The sequence below is a fragment of the Chryseobacterium sp. X308 genome (genome assembly GCF_020733145.1).
GTDB lineage: Bacteria > Bacteroidota > Bacteroidia > Flavobacteriales > Weeksellaceae > Chryseobacterium > Chryseobacterium cupriresistens.
Map to the genome: position 1 here is coordinate 12,926 of NZ_JAJFZH010000020.1, position 14,895 is coordinate 27,820.

Annotated in this window: 10 protein-coding genes; 5 read left to right on the forward strand and 5 right to left on the reverse strand. The window is 37.7% G+C overall.

The annotated features are described in order from the left end of the window. Nucleotides 1-4: 4 nt before the first annotated feature. The 4 genes from nudK (at nucleotide 5) to LIV57_RS18245 (ending at nucleotide 3,370) form a co-directional block, all read left to right on the forward strand. A complete protein-coding gene (gene nudK / locus LIV57_RS18230; protein ID WP_110010944.1) occupies nucleotides 5-586 on the forward strand; it encodes a GDP-mannose pyrophosphatase NudK in 582 nt (193 codons plus the stop codon). A 91-nt stretch (nucleotides 587-677) separates the two neighbouring features. Next, on the forward strand, nucleotides 678-1,361 hold the full coding sequence (locus LIV57_RS18235) for a DUF2306 domain-containing protein (RefSeq protein WP_227943753.1): 684 nt from the start codon (nucleotides 678-680) through the stop codon (nucleotides 1,359-1,361). 547 nt (nucleotides 1,362-1,908) lie between these two features. Then, a complete protein-coding gene (locus LIV57_RS18240) occupies nucleotides 1,909-2,673 on the forward strand; it encodes a hypothetical protein (RefSeq protein WP_227943754.1) in 765 nt (254 codons plus the stop codon). A 250-nt stretch (nucleotides 2,674-2,923) separates the two neighbouring features. Continuing rightward, nucleotides 2,924-3,370: a KTSC domain-containing protein gene (locus LIV57_RS18245; protein WP_089692357.1), complete on the forward strand. Its 447-nt coding sequence runs from the start codon at nucleotides 2,924-2,926 to the stop codon at nucleotides 3,368-3,370. Between the two features lie 154 nt (nucleotides 3,371-3,524). On the opposite strand, the gene LIV57_RS18250 is transcribed toward LIV57_RS18245, so the two are convergent. The 4 genes from LIV57_RS18250 to LIV57_RS18265 form a co-directional block, all read right to left on the reverse strand. Next, nucleotides 3,525-6,713 (reverse strand): efflux RND transporter permease subunit, encoded by a 3,189-nt coding sequence (locus LIV57_RS18250; RefSeq protein ID WP_227943755.1) that lies wholly within the window; start codon nucleotides 6,711-6,713, stop codon nucleotides 3,525-3,527. A gap of 7 nt (nucleotides 6,714-6,720) precedes the next feature. Continuing rightward, nucleotides 6,721-7,782, reverse strand: a complete 1,062-nt coding sequence (locus LIV57_RS18255; protein WP_137905617.1) for an efflux RND transporter periplasmic adaptor subunit — start codon at nucleotides 7,780-7,782, stop codon at nucleotides 6,721-6,723. A gap of 9 nt (nucleotides 7,783-7,791) precedes the next feature. After that, complete coding sequence (locus LIV57_RS18260; RefSeq protein WP_227943756.1) at nucleotides 7,792-9,144, reverse strand: TolC family protein; 1,353 nt, start codon at nucleotides 9,142-9,144, stop codon at nucleotides 7,792-7,794. A gap of 89 nt (nucleotides 9,145-9,233) precedes the next feature. Further along, nucleotides 9,234-9,827: a TetR/AcrR family transcriptional regulator gene (locus tag LIV57_RS18265; RefSeq protein ID WP_227943757.1), complete on the reverse strand. Its 594-nt coding sequence runs from the start codon at nucleotides 9,825-9,827 to the stop codon at nucleotides 9,234-9,236. A gap of 178 nt (nucleotides 9,828-10,005) precedes the next feature. On the opposite strand from LIV57_RS18265, the gene LIV57_RS18270 reads away from it, so the two are divergent. Then, nucleotides 10,006-13,917 carry a T9SS type B sorting domain-containing protein gene (locus LIV57_RS18270; RefSeq protein ID WP_227943758.1) on the forward strand — a complete coding sequence of 1,304 codons (3,912 nt, stop codon included), beginning with the start codon at nucleotides 10,006-10,008 and terminating at the stop codon, nucleotides 13,915-13,917. Between the two features lie 37 nt (nucleotides 13,918-13,954). Here LIV57_RS18270 and LIV57_RS18275 read toward each other — a convergent pair whose 3' ends face one another. Continuing rightward, nucleotides 13,955-14,779, reverse strand: a complete 825-nt coding sequence (locus LIV57_RS18275) for a S1 RNA-binding domain-containing protein (RefSeq protein ID WP_202838803.1) — start codon at nucleotides 14,777-14,779, stop codon at nucleotides 13,955-13,957. Between the last annotated feature and the right edge of the window lie 116 nt (nucleotides 14,780-14,895).

The following is a 14,895-nucleotide window of genomic DNA, read 5'->3' on the forward strand; positions in this document are numbered from 1 at the left end:
TCCAATGAAAAACCCGAATATAACCTTATTAAACACGGAAATCCTTTCAGACAACTGGTATACTTTAAACAAAGTCACCTACTCTGTTTTAAAAAAAGACGGAACTACAGAAACTCAGAGCAGAGAAGCGTATGACCGCGGAAACGGGGCTGTCATTCTTCTTTATAATAAAGTCTCCAACACAGTCATTCTCACCAGACAATTCAGATTACCGACTTATATCAACGGAAATTCTACAGGCATGCTCATTGAAGCCTGTGCCGGACTTCTGGATAATGATAATCCGGAAGACTGCATTAAAAGAGAAACTGAAGAAGAAACCGGTTATAAGATTTCTAAGGTTGAAAAGGTTTTTGAAGCCTATATGTCGCCCGGATCTGTGACGGAGATTCTTTATTTCTTCATTGCAGAATATTCTCATGAAATGAAAATCAATGATGGAGGCGGCCTGGAAGAAGAAGGTGAAAATATAGAAGTTCTTGAATTATCTTTTGAAGAAAGTCTGAAAATGATTGACACAGGAGAAATCAAAGATGCAAAAACCATTATGCTTTTGCAGCATCTGAGGATCAAAGGAATCTTGTAAAATAGAATATGAGTGATGATTGATACAGAAAAACCGTCTATTTGAATAAAAGCAATAACTTAACTCCGGTAGTTTATACGATATGAAGTCTTTGGGAATACAGATAATTAAAGTTAGTGCTTTATTTTTAGTCCTTCTTTTCAGTATCCTGATGCTGAAAGTGATTTCCCAATATACTTCTTTGGATAAAAACACCGGATTTCTGGCCTTCAAACAACAGATAGTTGATAATCCGTACTGGATGGCTTTTTTCTACATTCATATTTTTTCAATAACACTTTGTCTGCTCGCTGGTCTTACACAGTTTTCGAACCGGTTTTTAGCGGAAAACAGAAACCTTCACAAGCTTATCGGGAAAATATATGTGTACAATATTCTGATCATCAATGTTCCCGCGTGTTTTGTACTGGGACTTTTTTCAAATGGCGGAATTATAGGAATTACAGGATTTCTGGTACAGGACGTACTTTGGGCTTATTTCACTTTTGCTGCCGTACTTTTTATCAAAAAAGGAAATGTGAACAGGCACAGAATGTATATGATTTTGAGCTATGCCATCACTACCACAGCTATTACTTTCAGAATTGTTAAAAATCTGTTGTATAACGAAGCTTATCATGACTACGGACTTTTTTATGGTTTGAATGTCTGGGCTGCCCTTTTTATCAACCTTTTCCTTGCTTATTTAATTCTTAGAAAAAACTCCTGGTTAACGGGAGAAATCAAGGGTAGAAAAGAAAACATACAGACTGAGGAACGACATCAGAAAAAATGACGCAATAAATATAAAGGTGTTAAAAATTAGTTCATATTTGCTTTGCCTGGTCCATTTACCGAAAAAACGCATGATGAGGTAAGAAATGCCTCCAAAAACTGCGATAATAAAAAGAAGAAAAAAATAATAGATCATGGTTTTGTGTTAATTGATGTAAATCTATTATTTTAAATTTAGAAAAACAACCAAACTGGAGAACTGATCTCAACTAACTTTATTTGAGGCAACCCACAGTTCCTGCAAGGTTAAAATTATAACCGGATGTGTAAAGAAAAATGCAATCCTTTTATTTCCGTAACCGGGATTACAGTCTTATTGGAGTAAGCAATTATCGTTAACAAAAACACCTATGTATCAGTTTATTACTGTCTATTTTTTAGAATTTGACACTCCTGAATTCTGAAAATACAAAAACGGAAGTATAAAATCCATATAAAATTTGCAAAATCAATTGAGAAAATCTATTTAATCCTTTATATTTCGAATTTAAAGCCTTAATTTTGCACTGAAATTCAGAAAATTCGGATTCTTTCAACAGGTTATGTACATGAAAAAAATGATGATCGGGCTTGCTTTGGCCTTATCCATTACTATTTGGGGGCAAAAAACTCCTGCAAAAGCAAACAGTCTGACCCCTTACAGCTATCAGACCTTTAACTGTGACAATAAAGGGTATTTTGACCCGGCCAAATATAAAAAAGAAGAAATAGACGGCATCAATAAACTTTTGTATCAGTTCAATGGGGTTGTATTTGATACCCAGCCTGTTTTTAAACTTACCCAGCTTGAAGAAATCCGTAAAAACAGAGAAACCTATTTACAGGAACTGGAAAAGCAGTATGAAGAAAAGAAAAAAGAATTGTACAGCCTTAAAGTAATTGATCTTCCAAAATGGAAAAAATTAATGGAAGAAACCATCGATTCTTTTGAAAATGAATACCAGCTTAATAAAGAAGAAATCCTTGCCTATTCTGATCCTACCACACTGAGAAACAGTAAATATTACAATACCTGCAGAGAACAGATTGACGCCATATCGTCTCCCGACAGAGAAAAGATGTTTGCCGCATGGAGAGCGTATACTGAACTTAAAAGTAAAAATAATGCTGATCCAAAGGGTGTAATGGCAAGATTTGATGCTAAAATGAATGATCCGCAGAGAGAAGACTACGCTTTGATCGACATGATAGGACTTGGTTTTCACAACTGTGCCAACAGCAGTTTCAGACAGAAACGTCATGACGAGGGAACTTCTTACAAGGATTTTGATAAGATTTTCACCAAGCTGAAGAAAACTTGTGATGAACCTTAGGATTGATGTAAAACCTGAAAGATTAAATATAGCAGCACTCAGATTGGGTGCTGTTTTTTTGTATTCCCAGATTGAATAAAAATTACGATCAAAGTTTAATCGGCCGTGAAAGTTAACTATATACATTCTACAGCACTTAATCATCCTAATTTAATGCTTTAAAAACAGCTAAATAAATTAATAATGAATAAGTTATGGTTTATCAGATTTAAATCTGTAATTTTGCACCCCGAAAATAAGGATTAGAGATATGAAAAAAATTGGTGAGCACAGAACACTTCTTGGAGTCGATAAAAACGTTACTTTAAAAGAATTAAAGACGATTTACAGAAATGTGATGAAAGATACCCATCCTGATAAATTCATTAATGATGAAGCAGGAAAGCAGGAAGCTGAAGAAAAAAGCAAATCTGTGATTGAAGCCTACCACTTTTTGGTAAGTATCAATCCTGAAACGCAGGAAAAATATAAGGAAGAATATACTGAAACCATTACAAAATCTAATATTCAGGACTTCTATCTTGAAAAGTCAATTTTAACGGTTCAGCATCTGAACGGGAATATGTATGAATATATGGGCGTTCCAAAAAACACGTATATCAAGATGATCAATGCTGATTCACCAAGCCGTTTTGCAAGAAGACATATCTACGGAAACTTCGTTTACAGAAAGTCCGGAGAGGCTATGGCAGATTAATTTTTTCCATTACAATATTTAAAGAGCTTCCAGTTTTTGCTGGAAGCTTTTTTTGTTGCCAAAACCTATATAATAACCCAAATCCTGAATATTATTAACCAACAAAAAAAGCCGCATCAAGATGACACGGCTTTCGGTTAATTAAAGGTTTAATTTATTTATCCAAATGCTTCGGAGTAAATCCGTCTTCATTCAGTTCTCTGTGTACGTAATCAGCTTTCATTTCAGCTTCGTAGTCTACTTTCTTATGTTGTCCCATTCTTCTTAAAAGAGAGTCAAATAATGAATATACTACCGGTACAATGATAAGGGTAAGGAATAGTGATGATGTCAGACCACCGATTACTACCCATGCAAGACCTTTGTTCATCTCTGCTCCGGCACCTGTTGCCAATGCGATCGGTAACATACCGAAGATCATCGCAATGGTGGTCATCAGGATCGGACGAAGACGTGCGTGGTTCGCCTGTACCAAGGCATCATGAGTATTGGCACCAGCTGCTTTTCTTGCATTCGTAAAGTCAACGATAAGGATCGCATTCTTCGCTACCAGACCAATCAACATAATCATACCCAACATGGTGAAAATGTTCAGCGAGTTGGCTGTTAAGGCAAGGATAACCATTACCCCGATCATTGCCAACGGGATTGAGAACAATACCACGAAAGGATATACGAAACTGTCATATAGTGAAACCATTACCAGGTATACCAATACGATAGCTGCCAATAAAGCAATTCCTAACGTACCGAAACCTTCCTGCTGGTTTTCCATATCTCCACTCCAGATGTAATCTACACCTACAGGTTTTTTATCGCTGTTCATGAACTGGTTTGCCCATTCATTCGCTACGTCCCCTACCGGTCTACCAACAGCTTTTGCTCTTACTTTTACAGAAGGAGATTTATCTCTACGTTCAAGCAAACTTGGTCCTGAACCCATTTCCACATTAGCAAACTGACTTAAACGAACCTGCTGCCCCTGAGGGTTTGTAAACATAAGGTTTTTAACGTCATCAATAGACTGTCTGTTCAAATCTCCGAAACGGATATTGATATCATATTCATATTCTCCCGCTCTGAATTTTCCGTCTGTATTTCCGTTGAATGCGGTCTGCATCGTCTGTCCTACACTTGAAAGATTCAGGCCTAAAGCTGCCATTTTATCTCTGTCGATACTTACCTGAACTTCAGGGCTACCAGTATCGGTTGATAATTCGGCGTCTACTGCTCCCGGAACTTTTTTCAATAGCTCAAGGATTCTTGTTGCTTCTTTTACTGCTGTAGCGTTATCCGGAGCTGTTACTACCATTTCAATAGGAGCATTTTCCGCACCCATGATACCGATTGGAGCCGTTTTAAACTCAACTCCTGTGAATTTTTCTTCCAGCTGTCTTTTTATTTTTGCAGCTTTGATATTGGTACTTTCAGAACGTTCAGACTTATCAGTTAAGTTCACCTGAACCTCAGATTGGTAAGTAGTTGCCTGGGCACCACCAAAACCTGTAGACTGCTGTCCGACTGTTGTGATAAGATCTACAACATCTTTATCATTTCTTAAGAATTTCTCAACATCTAATGTTAATTGGTTTGTCTTTTCAACGGTTGCATCTTTTGATAATTCCATTTGTACCAGGAACTGACCACGGTCAATTGGCGGGAAGAACTCTCCTCCGATGAACCCGAATGCTACCAGCATGAATGAACTGATTAAAACAATGAATGTGATTACCACTGTTGAAATTCTTCTTAACGTTGTTTTCAGACACCATTCAAGGATTCCTGTGATCCAGTGTGTAAACTTGTCAATTAATCCTTCAAACCAAAGAATGAATTTCTCAAACCAGTTTTTCCCTGTTAAATGCTCCAGCTTACCGAATCTTGATGATAACCAAGGAATGATGGTAAATGAAGCCAATAAAGATAATAAGGTGGCAATAACTACCGTGACGCAGAACTGGGCAAGGATGTTGGCTACAAGACCTGAACTCATCGCAATCGGTAAGAATACCACCACAATTACCAGGGTAATTGCCGCAACGGTGAATCCAATTTCTGAAGCTCCGTCATATGCCGCTCTGATCTTACTTTTACCCATCTCCATGTGACGGTAAATGTTTTCCAGTACTACAATCGCGTCATCCACCAGGATACCTACCACGAGTGATAGCCCCAGTAGACTCATTAAGTTCAAAGTATATCCCATCAGGTTCATTCCGATGAACGCTGCCACCAATGAAGCCGGGATAGAAACCATTACGATGAATGCGTTTCTGATACTGTGAAGGAATAGTAACATTACAATTGCCACGAGGATAATCGCTAAGAATAAGTCGAAAATAACGTGGTTGGCTGATTCAAGGGTAAATTCTGTAGTATCGTTTACAATTTTTACTTTTACTCCCTGAACTTTGTATGCTTCTTCTACTGTTTTAATGGTCTTCTGAACACTTTCAGATACTGCTACCGCATTGGCATCAGATTGTTTTTTAACCTGCATCAAAATCGTAGGAAACTGATTGAATCTCGCTACTTTCTCAACATCTTTCTGAGAGTCGAAAACGGTTGCGATATCAGATAAACGTACCTGAGCTCCGTTTTTATTGGAAACAACAAGGTTGTTCATTTCCTCCGTAGATTTATACTTTCCTGAAAGTCTGATCGTAGATTTTGTAGTTCTCGTCTTCAAACTTCCTGTCGGGAAATCTAAGTTTGATGAAAGAATGGCCTGTTGTACGTCTCCAATTGAAAGTCCGTACCCCTGTAATTTTTTCTCATCAAGATTTACCTGAATCTCTCTCTCCTGCCCACCTACAAGGTCAACCTGAGCTACACCGTTTACACGGGAGAAAATAGGTTCAATCTTTTTATCCAATAAGTCATAAAGGTCCTTACTATTCAGTTTATCCGATGAAATACTCATGGTGATAATCGGTAAATCATCTAAGGAGAATTTATTCAGAGACGGCGCCTTCACGTCTTCCGGAAGGTCTGCCAGAATAGCATTTACTTTTCTCTGTGCGTCATTCAAAGCGTAATCTACATCGGCTCCATCATTCAGCTGAACCATGATTACGGATAAGCTTTCGTATGAAGAAGATTCTACTTTTTTAACGTTTTCCAAAGAACCTACGGCATCTTCAATCTTTCGGGTTACGGAGGTTTCCACCTCTGCAGGCGAAGCTCCCGGATATACCGTAGAAATGGTTACCATATTGGTTTCAAACTTCGGAATCAATTCGTATCCCATGAGTGTATAACTCAGGATACCTCCCAACGTCAGAATTGTAAATAATACAATTACCAGCGAGGGTCTTTTGATCGATATTTCTGCTAACTTCATAGATCTGCTACTTTACAATGTTCACTTTAGATCCGTTGTCCAGGTTGATCTGTCCGCTGGTTACCACCTGCTCTCCTCCATTCAATCCACTTAAAATCTGAACTTTATCTCCGTAAACTTTTCCGATGGTTACTTTGATCAATTTAGCAACACCATTCTGAACAATGAATAATTGTCCTGAGCTTACTCCATTTACAAACGCTTCTGCAGGAACGGTCAGCATATTCTGAGTTTCTGCGCCGTTGTTTGTACTGAATTTAGCTGTTGCATACATACCAGCCTTAAGGTTTCCTCTGTTTTGTACTTCGATTTCAACAGGGAAATTCAGAGAGGCATCACTTTTAGGAGCGATGAAAGTAATTCTACCTACGAAAGAATCTTCCGGAAGAACATTTACTTTAATCGGAACTTCCTGACCTAGCTGGATTTTTCCGATCTGGCTTTCATCTACCAAAACAGAAAGTTTCAGACTGTTGATATTAACGATTTCAAACATCGATGTTCCAGGAGAAACCACCGTTCCGGGCTCAACCATTTTCTTGTTGATCGTACCGCTGATTCCTGCACGGATGCTTGTATCATTTACTTTTACACCTTGAGCTCTTACTGCAGCCTGAGCATTTTTCAGCTGTAGTCTTGAGTTATCAAGCTGTTGTTTTGTAACTCCGCCTGTTTTATATGCGTTCTCATAGCGTTGGTTATCAATAATAGCATTCTGAAGATTGTTCTGAGCCTGGGTAACATCCACTTCGATAGCATCTTTTTTAATGGTTGCCAAAACCTGTCCTGCTCCTACCCTTGAACCTTCTTTTACCAGAACGCTTACAATACGTCCTGATATTTCAGAAGACTGGTTCATTTCCTGCTTAGGAATAAAAGTTCCGTTGGCTGAGTAGTCTGTATCAATATTTTCCCTTGTAACGGTTACAATATTAACATTGATTTTATCTACCTGCTTGGCAACTTCTTTTACTTCCTGAGTCTGTTTTTCTTTGTTACCCGCAATCTTGTAAGCGGCTAGACCTACCAGTACAGCTGCTACGATGATATATATTAAAGTTTTTTTCATTTTAGTTTATTATAAGTTTTGTAGTGTGTTTAGTTCACCCTTAGCTTTTATCAGCTTGATCTCTGCCTGTTTATAATCCAGCAATGCATTGGAATAGTTCTGTTTTGCCTGCGTAAGAGCATTTTCAGAATCCAGCACTTCTGTAAGTGTTGCCAGTCCATACTGATAGTTTGACTGGGTATTTTTCTGAACTCTTTCCGCCAATCCTACATTATCTTTCATGCTTTCGAGATTGATCAATGCATTTTCCATATTGGTAACGGCATTTTTATAATCTAAACTTAAGCTCAGCTGAGTGTTTTCAATATCAACATCAAGATCCTGAATATCAATTTCTGCCTGGTTGATTTTCGCTTTGGTAGCTCCACCCGTGAAAATAGGAATATTGACATTCAAACCAATTGCTGAAAAATCGCTCCAGAGAACGCCTTTACTAAGGCCATTGGTCAATGGGAATTTTGCTCCGTTGGCCCCCCATCCGTAGTTCGCAGTAAGATTTACTGATGGATAAAGATAAGCTTCAGTCGCTTTTTTATTGAAAACCAAAAGTTCCCTGTTTTTATTTAAAACTTTAAGCTCTGTACGATCATTAAGATTTACGTTGCTCGCAATCAATTCAGGCTTTGGCTCGATTTGTTTTTCTTCAAGCTCGATGTCTGTAGAAATCGGGATTCCCATATAAAACTTAAGGGCATTTTTTGAAAGTTCAACAGAGTTGATTAAAGCCTGCTTGTTGGAACCGATATTGGTGAGCTGAACATTGGTTCTGTCCAAATCGATTGCTTTTGCCAAACCGTTATCAACCAGGCTTTTAATGACATTTCTTACTTTTTCAGTGTTGGCATAGCTGGCTGTTACCGTTTTAAGGTTTTCCTCCTGTACGAACACCTGATAATAAGCTGTTGCAACATTTTCAATAATCTGTTCATTGGTTAACTGAGCGTTCAGTACATAAAACTCTCTTGTTGACTTTGCAGCTTTCAATCCTGTAAATACTCTCTGATCAAATATCGCCTGCTGAAGTTGTACAGAAGCTGTTGAACCCCAAGGCTGCCCAAACTGAGCTCTGATCTTCTCTCCTCCAAATTCCAGCAAAGATTCCTGAATAATCGGATTATAGGTTAAACCTGCCGTCGCAGTGACCTGAGGAAGGGCACCGGCTCTGGCTTCATCAATCTTGTATTCGGCTTTTTTCACCTGTAAAGCAGCTTTTTTAGCTTCTGCTTTATTTTGAAGTGCCTGTTTAATTGCTTCCTGCAGGGAAACCTGCTGCTGGGCAGACATCAGTGTTGAGCCGAAAATCATAAATGCTGAAGCTATCCCAATTTTTAGCTTTGTAGCAGTTATACGTTTTCTATTCATAATTTTATACTTCGTTTATTTTTTATTTAATTTTCATTCATTATTTTATTTCTTTTGACGAATCATTTTCAGAAATACTTTAGTTTTTTTTAGTTTTTGAACAACATATTGATAATAATCTCTCTTCTTTCAGAAATAATTTTATCATATTCTTCATCATTAATTAATAAATTCTCCATGAATAATGGTCTTATAGCACTTGGGAATACCAACAGCGAAACCATATTCAGAATAAACTGAACGGGTGCCATTTTCTCAATATTTCCCAATTCCATTTCTTTTTCAATATCCTTGTACATATCGTTCAGGATATCTTCCTCAATTTCTCTGTGATGACAGGTTCCCTTATTGATCTGTGACACGATATATGTTTCCAGATACGGATACTGAAGGCTTGTAGAAAGACTGCTTTCTATGAATTTGCTGATCTTCTCTTTAAAAGGAAGAGCTGAATTCTGAATAATCTTCGACTTTTCCTGTTCTACTCTTTGTGCTTCATCAAAGATGATCTGGATAAGCTTATCTCTTGAACGGAAATAATAATTAATAAGGGTTCTGTTCACTCCTGCTTCATCTGCAATCTCCTGCGTAGTAGCATCAAACTTTCCTTTCACAAAGAATAAATTCTTCGCTGTCTCCTTGATCAATTCCTGTGTTTGGTCTTTTTTTGCTTGATTTGACATTTTTGTTAAACAAATTTGTGCAAATTTATAGTAAAATTTATTTTTGACAAAATTGTTAAACATAAAAATTAAACAAAAATGTCATGACATCCATCATGTTTGTGAATGAAAGTTTGTGATTAGTTATTATTTAATGAGAAGTCTATTTTTATATCTTTGCCGCAAAATTAATAACCTGATGAAGGAAATTCTTTCACTGTTCTCACTATTGAGCGCGGTACTTCTATTTTCACAGAAAAAAGTTTCTGAAAACAATTTCTATTATTTTTATGAAAACAAAGGTCAGATTACGGATCAGAACGGGAAGGTAAATCGAGATGTAAGATACCTTTTCCATTCAAACGGTCTTAATGTACAGCTTCGAACCGGAGGATTTTCTTACGATATTTACGAAATAAAGAAAACCAGCAATCCTGATTTTTCAAAAAAGGAAAAAAATGCGCTTCCGGCCCCAGATCAGTACCATATCCGTGAATATATTTATGAAAAACTGATTCACAGAGTAGATATTGATCTCGTGAATTCCAATACCCAATCAACAATTACTGCGGAAGGCAGATCTCCGGATTATGATAATTATTATAACCTTCCAGATAATCCAAAAGGCATTAGTAATGTTCACCGATATCAAAAAGTCCGCTATAAGAATATTTATCCTCATATAGATTTGGTATTCTTTAAACCTAACGATTCTTTAAAAGCTATCGAATATAATTTTATCATCAATCCTGGTGGAAAAATTTCAGACATAAAAATGAAATTTAATGGAGCTCCTACTTTAATAAAAGATGGAAGGCTCACCATGAATGTGCGATTTGGGGAAATCTATGAAAATATTCCTAACAGCTGGATTGCCGGAAATACCAAAAAAAATATTGATGTTTCTTTTAAGGATCTTGGGGATCATACTTTTGGATTTGCCGCTCCTGTAAATACTTCTGATAAGACCATTGTAATAGATCCGGTACCCACAAGAATATGGGGAAGCTATGCAGGAGGATACGGAGAAGATTACGGCAGGATAAAAACAGATCTTCAGAGTAAGGGCTATGTTTTCGGAACAACTACCAGTACCACAAATTTTGCTACTTCCGGGACCTATCAGCAAAATGTTGCCGGCGCTCTTGATGCATTCCTGATGAAACTGACCAAAACCGGGCAAAGGCTTTGGGGAACTTACTATGGTTTCGGAATGAATGACGGATTTGCAGATGTAGATTTTGATGAAAGTTTTAATATTTATGCAGGCGGAACCGTTCAAAGAGCACAATATAATGAAAATATTGTTTTGGTAAAGTTTAATAATAACGGAAGTTTTGCATTTGAAAAAGAGTTTTCTTCAAGCAGGCAGAATAAACTCTATACTGTTTCCTACAATCAAAATCATGTATACATTGGTGGTGATTCTTTCAGTGCTGACTTTCCGACTGTTAACGCCATGCAGCCTGCAAAATCAACACCGATCGGGTATACTGACGGCATTCTGGCATCTCTGAATTCAACAACAGGGAATGTCGATTGGGCTACTTACTTTGGAAGAAGTGACGGTTCTACTTCCATTTTCCAAATTCTCTCCTCAAGCGATAACCTTGAAATAATTGGAGCAACACAATCTTCTGCAATCCCTATGAACAATGCTTTTCAACCGTTAAAAGGCGGGGAATCAGACGGACTATACCTTAAGATTTCAAAATCAGGAAATACTGTTCTGAGATCAAGCTATTATGGAAACAGCGGTTCGGAACAGATATGGAAAGCCAGAATTGTAAATAATACTTTAATTCTTCCGGGAAGATATTCAACTACCGCTTTTCCAATGGGGCAGCCTGGAATATGGAGGGTAAATTTAACTACGAATGCGATTAGCAAAAGCTATTTTAACTTTACAGGCTCTTTCCAGCTATTGGCATATCCTGATACTAACGGAAATGTTTTTTTTACAGGACTGCATTCCAGCGGGCAGCCCGACATCTCTACTCCGGGTGCCTATATGGGAATGCCCGCAATGTATATTTCTACGTTTTTAATTAAATACAATCAGAATGATGTAAAAGAATGGGGAACCTATTACACAGGAAACGGTGCAACGCAACAGGGAGAGGCGACAAAAGATGATGAAGGTGCCATTTATCTGACAGGCATGTCAAGTGGGAATTCAGCTGGTATTGCAACACCGGGAACCTTTCAACAGTCGCCAGGTGGTGGAAATGATATTTTCATTGCTAAATTTCAGGATTGTACCTCTGCAGCGGTTGTTACTTCTAATTCGCCGGTATGTCCTAATGGGACAATCCAACTCAACGCTACCGGAGGAACAGTATATAGCTGGACCGGGCCAAATGGCTTCACATCCAATGAGCAAAACCCAACTATTCCAAATGCAACAACAGCTCAGGCAGGATCATATATATGCCAGGTTTCAGGATCAGGTGCTTGTGATGGGACTTTTACAGTAAACGTGATTGTAGGTGATAATGCGGCTCCGGTTCCTGATATTACTCTGCTGGCAGACATTACAGGAGACTGTCATACAATGGTTACTACTATTCCTACCGCTACCGATAACTGCGCGGGAGCAATTAGCGCAACAACAACAGATCCTTTATCTTATTCAAGCCCCGGAAACTATATTATCCACTGGACTTATCACGACGGAAATGGAAATACCGCTACTCAGAACCAGAATGTAATTGTGACATCAACAGCTCTTCCGACAACGGCTAATACCCAGCAAACATTCTGTGCCACCAATAATCCTAAAATCTCTGACCTTCAAATCACAGGCCAGAATATAAAATGGTATGATGCGGCAGGAAATATTGTACCTGCAACAACTGTTCTTATCAATGGACAGACCTATTATGCATCTCAGACTATTAATGGTTGTGAGAGTAATAAAACAGCAGTTCTGGTAACAGTAAATACAACTTCTAAACCGACAGCCAATGTAAATCAGGATTTCTGTGCTTCTGCCAACCCTACTTTAGAAAAACTGATTGTAACGGGAACTGCTCTTAAATTTTATAATGCAGCAGGAAATGTAATTCCAATGTCAACTCCTCTGGTAAGCGGACAAATCTATTATGTAACGCAAACATTAAACAACTGTGAATCTGAAAAACTGGCAATAACAGTAACTCTGTCTACGGATAATGTTCCTGCAAAAGATGTAACACAGGTTTTATGTAATTCAACTACCGCAAATTCAATGACTGTCGATCTTCATTCTTATGAAGCCAGTATTATTAATAATCCGGCCGGTTATATTTTTACCTACACTGATACTGCAGGCACCCCTATTGCCAATCCTTCAGCTTACGTATTGAATACCGGAACAACACTTATTCACGTAAGAGTAGCAACGCCTGACGGATGTTTCAAAGGAGTCCGGTTAAGTCTTACCCTAAATCCAAAACCTTTTGTTCAACTTCCTGATAAGCTTGATTTTTGTGAAGGAAAGTCTGTTGTTCTGGATGCAGGACCAGGATTTAATTCTTATGAATGGAATAACGGAGCAACCACTCAAACAATTACTGTAACGACTCCGGGAACATATACTGTAAAAGTGGCCAATATTTTCGGTTGTGAAAATACAAGTTCAATTCAGGTAAGCTATTCTGTTTTAGCACATATTGTCTCTGTCAATATCACGAGCAATACAGCGACCGTTATTCTTTCTCAGAGCGGAAACTTTGAATTTTCTTTAAATAATTCCACATGGCAGGATTCCAATATTTTCACCAATTTAAGTATGGGAGAATACACCGTTTATGTGAGAACAAAATCCGGATGTATTATAGGACAGAAAAACTTCTCGATATTTAATATTCCCAATGCCATCAGTCCTAACGGAGATGGAATCAATGATGCGTGGAGAATAGCAGGATTGGAAAACTATCCGGGAACGGAGGTAAGTTTATATGACAGAAGAGGTGCTGTAATCTACAAAGAGATTATCAGAAATAAACCTTTCCAGTGGGACGGAAGATATGAATCCCATCCTATTTCTACAGGAAATTACTGGTATACCATAAAAGTTTCTGACGGAAGAATCTACAACGGATGGCTTTTGATCAAAAACAGGGAGTAACAAAAAACGGGCAGAAATTTCTGCCCGTTTTTTATTTTTATAATAATTTGATTTTATCGTCTGAGATATCGATGATCTTATCTTTATAAAGTCCTCCGATTGCTTTCTTGAAGTTTTTCTTACTCATCTGAAGCTCATCTTTAATCTCTTCAGGAGAAGATTTATCGGACACATACAAAAGTCCGTAATTTTCTTCCAGTTTATTCAGAATCTTCTGTTTGAACTCATCAATATTTTCAAAACCTTCCGGCTGCAAAGAAACATCTATTTTACCGTCCTCACGGATCGCTTTGATGTATCCTGTTTCTTCTGACAATGGATAAAGTTTTTTGAAAACATCGGAAGCATAAATCAAACCAATGTATTTTTTGTTGATGATCACATTCCAGCCCAGTTCACTTTCGTTCATCATAATCAAATCTACTTTGTCACCTTTTTTGAACGGAAGATCATCATACTGAGGATTTCTTTTGAACTTCGTGGTACCGGTAATCAGTTCCATATCTTCGTCTACATAGATATAAACCAGATATCTTTTCCCTTCGATGATTTTGGTTTTCTGCTGCTTGTAAGGAATAAATAAATCTTTAATGATTCCCCAATCCATAAAAGCTCCGCTAGGAAGGCTTTGTACACAGCTCATTACTGCAAATTCACCTACTTCAGCCAAAGGAATTTCAGTGGTTGCTTTTAATTTATCGTCATCCTGATATACAAAAACTTCAACTTCTTCACCTGTTTCTTTTTCTTCCTGAATAAAGATTTTAGGCAGAAAAGCCTTCTCACCGGATTCATCTACGAGGATCCATCCTGAATTAATTTTTTCTGAAATTGTTAAAGTTTGAGTTTTTCCGAGTTGCATTGATGATAAAATTAGCTGACAAAGGTACGGAAATTTGAAGATGCTAACCTAGTCAATGCTATTATAATTCTTTAAAGGTCCATCTTCATCTTTGGTAAAGCCTCTGAAACCTTTAT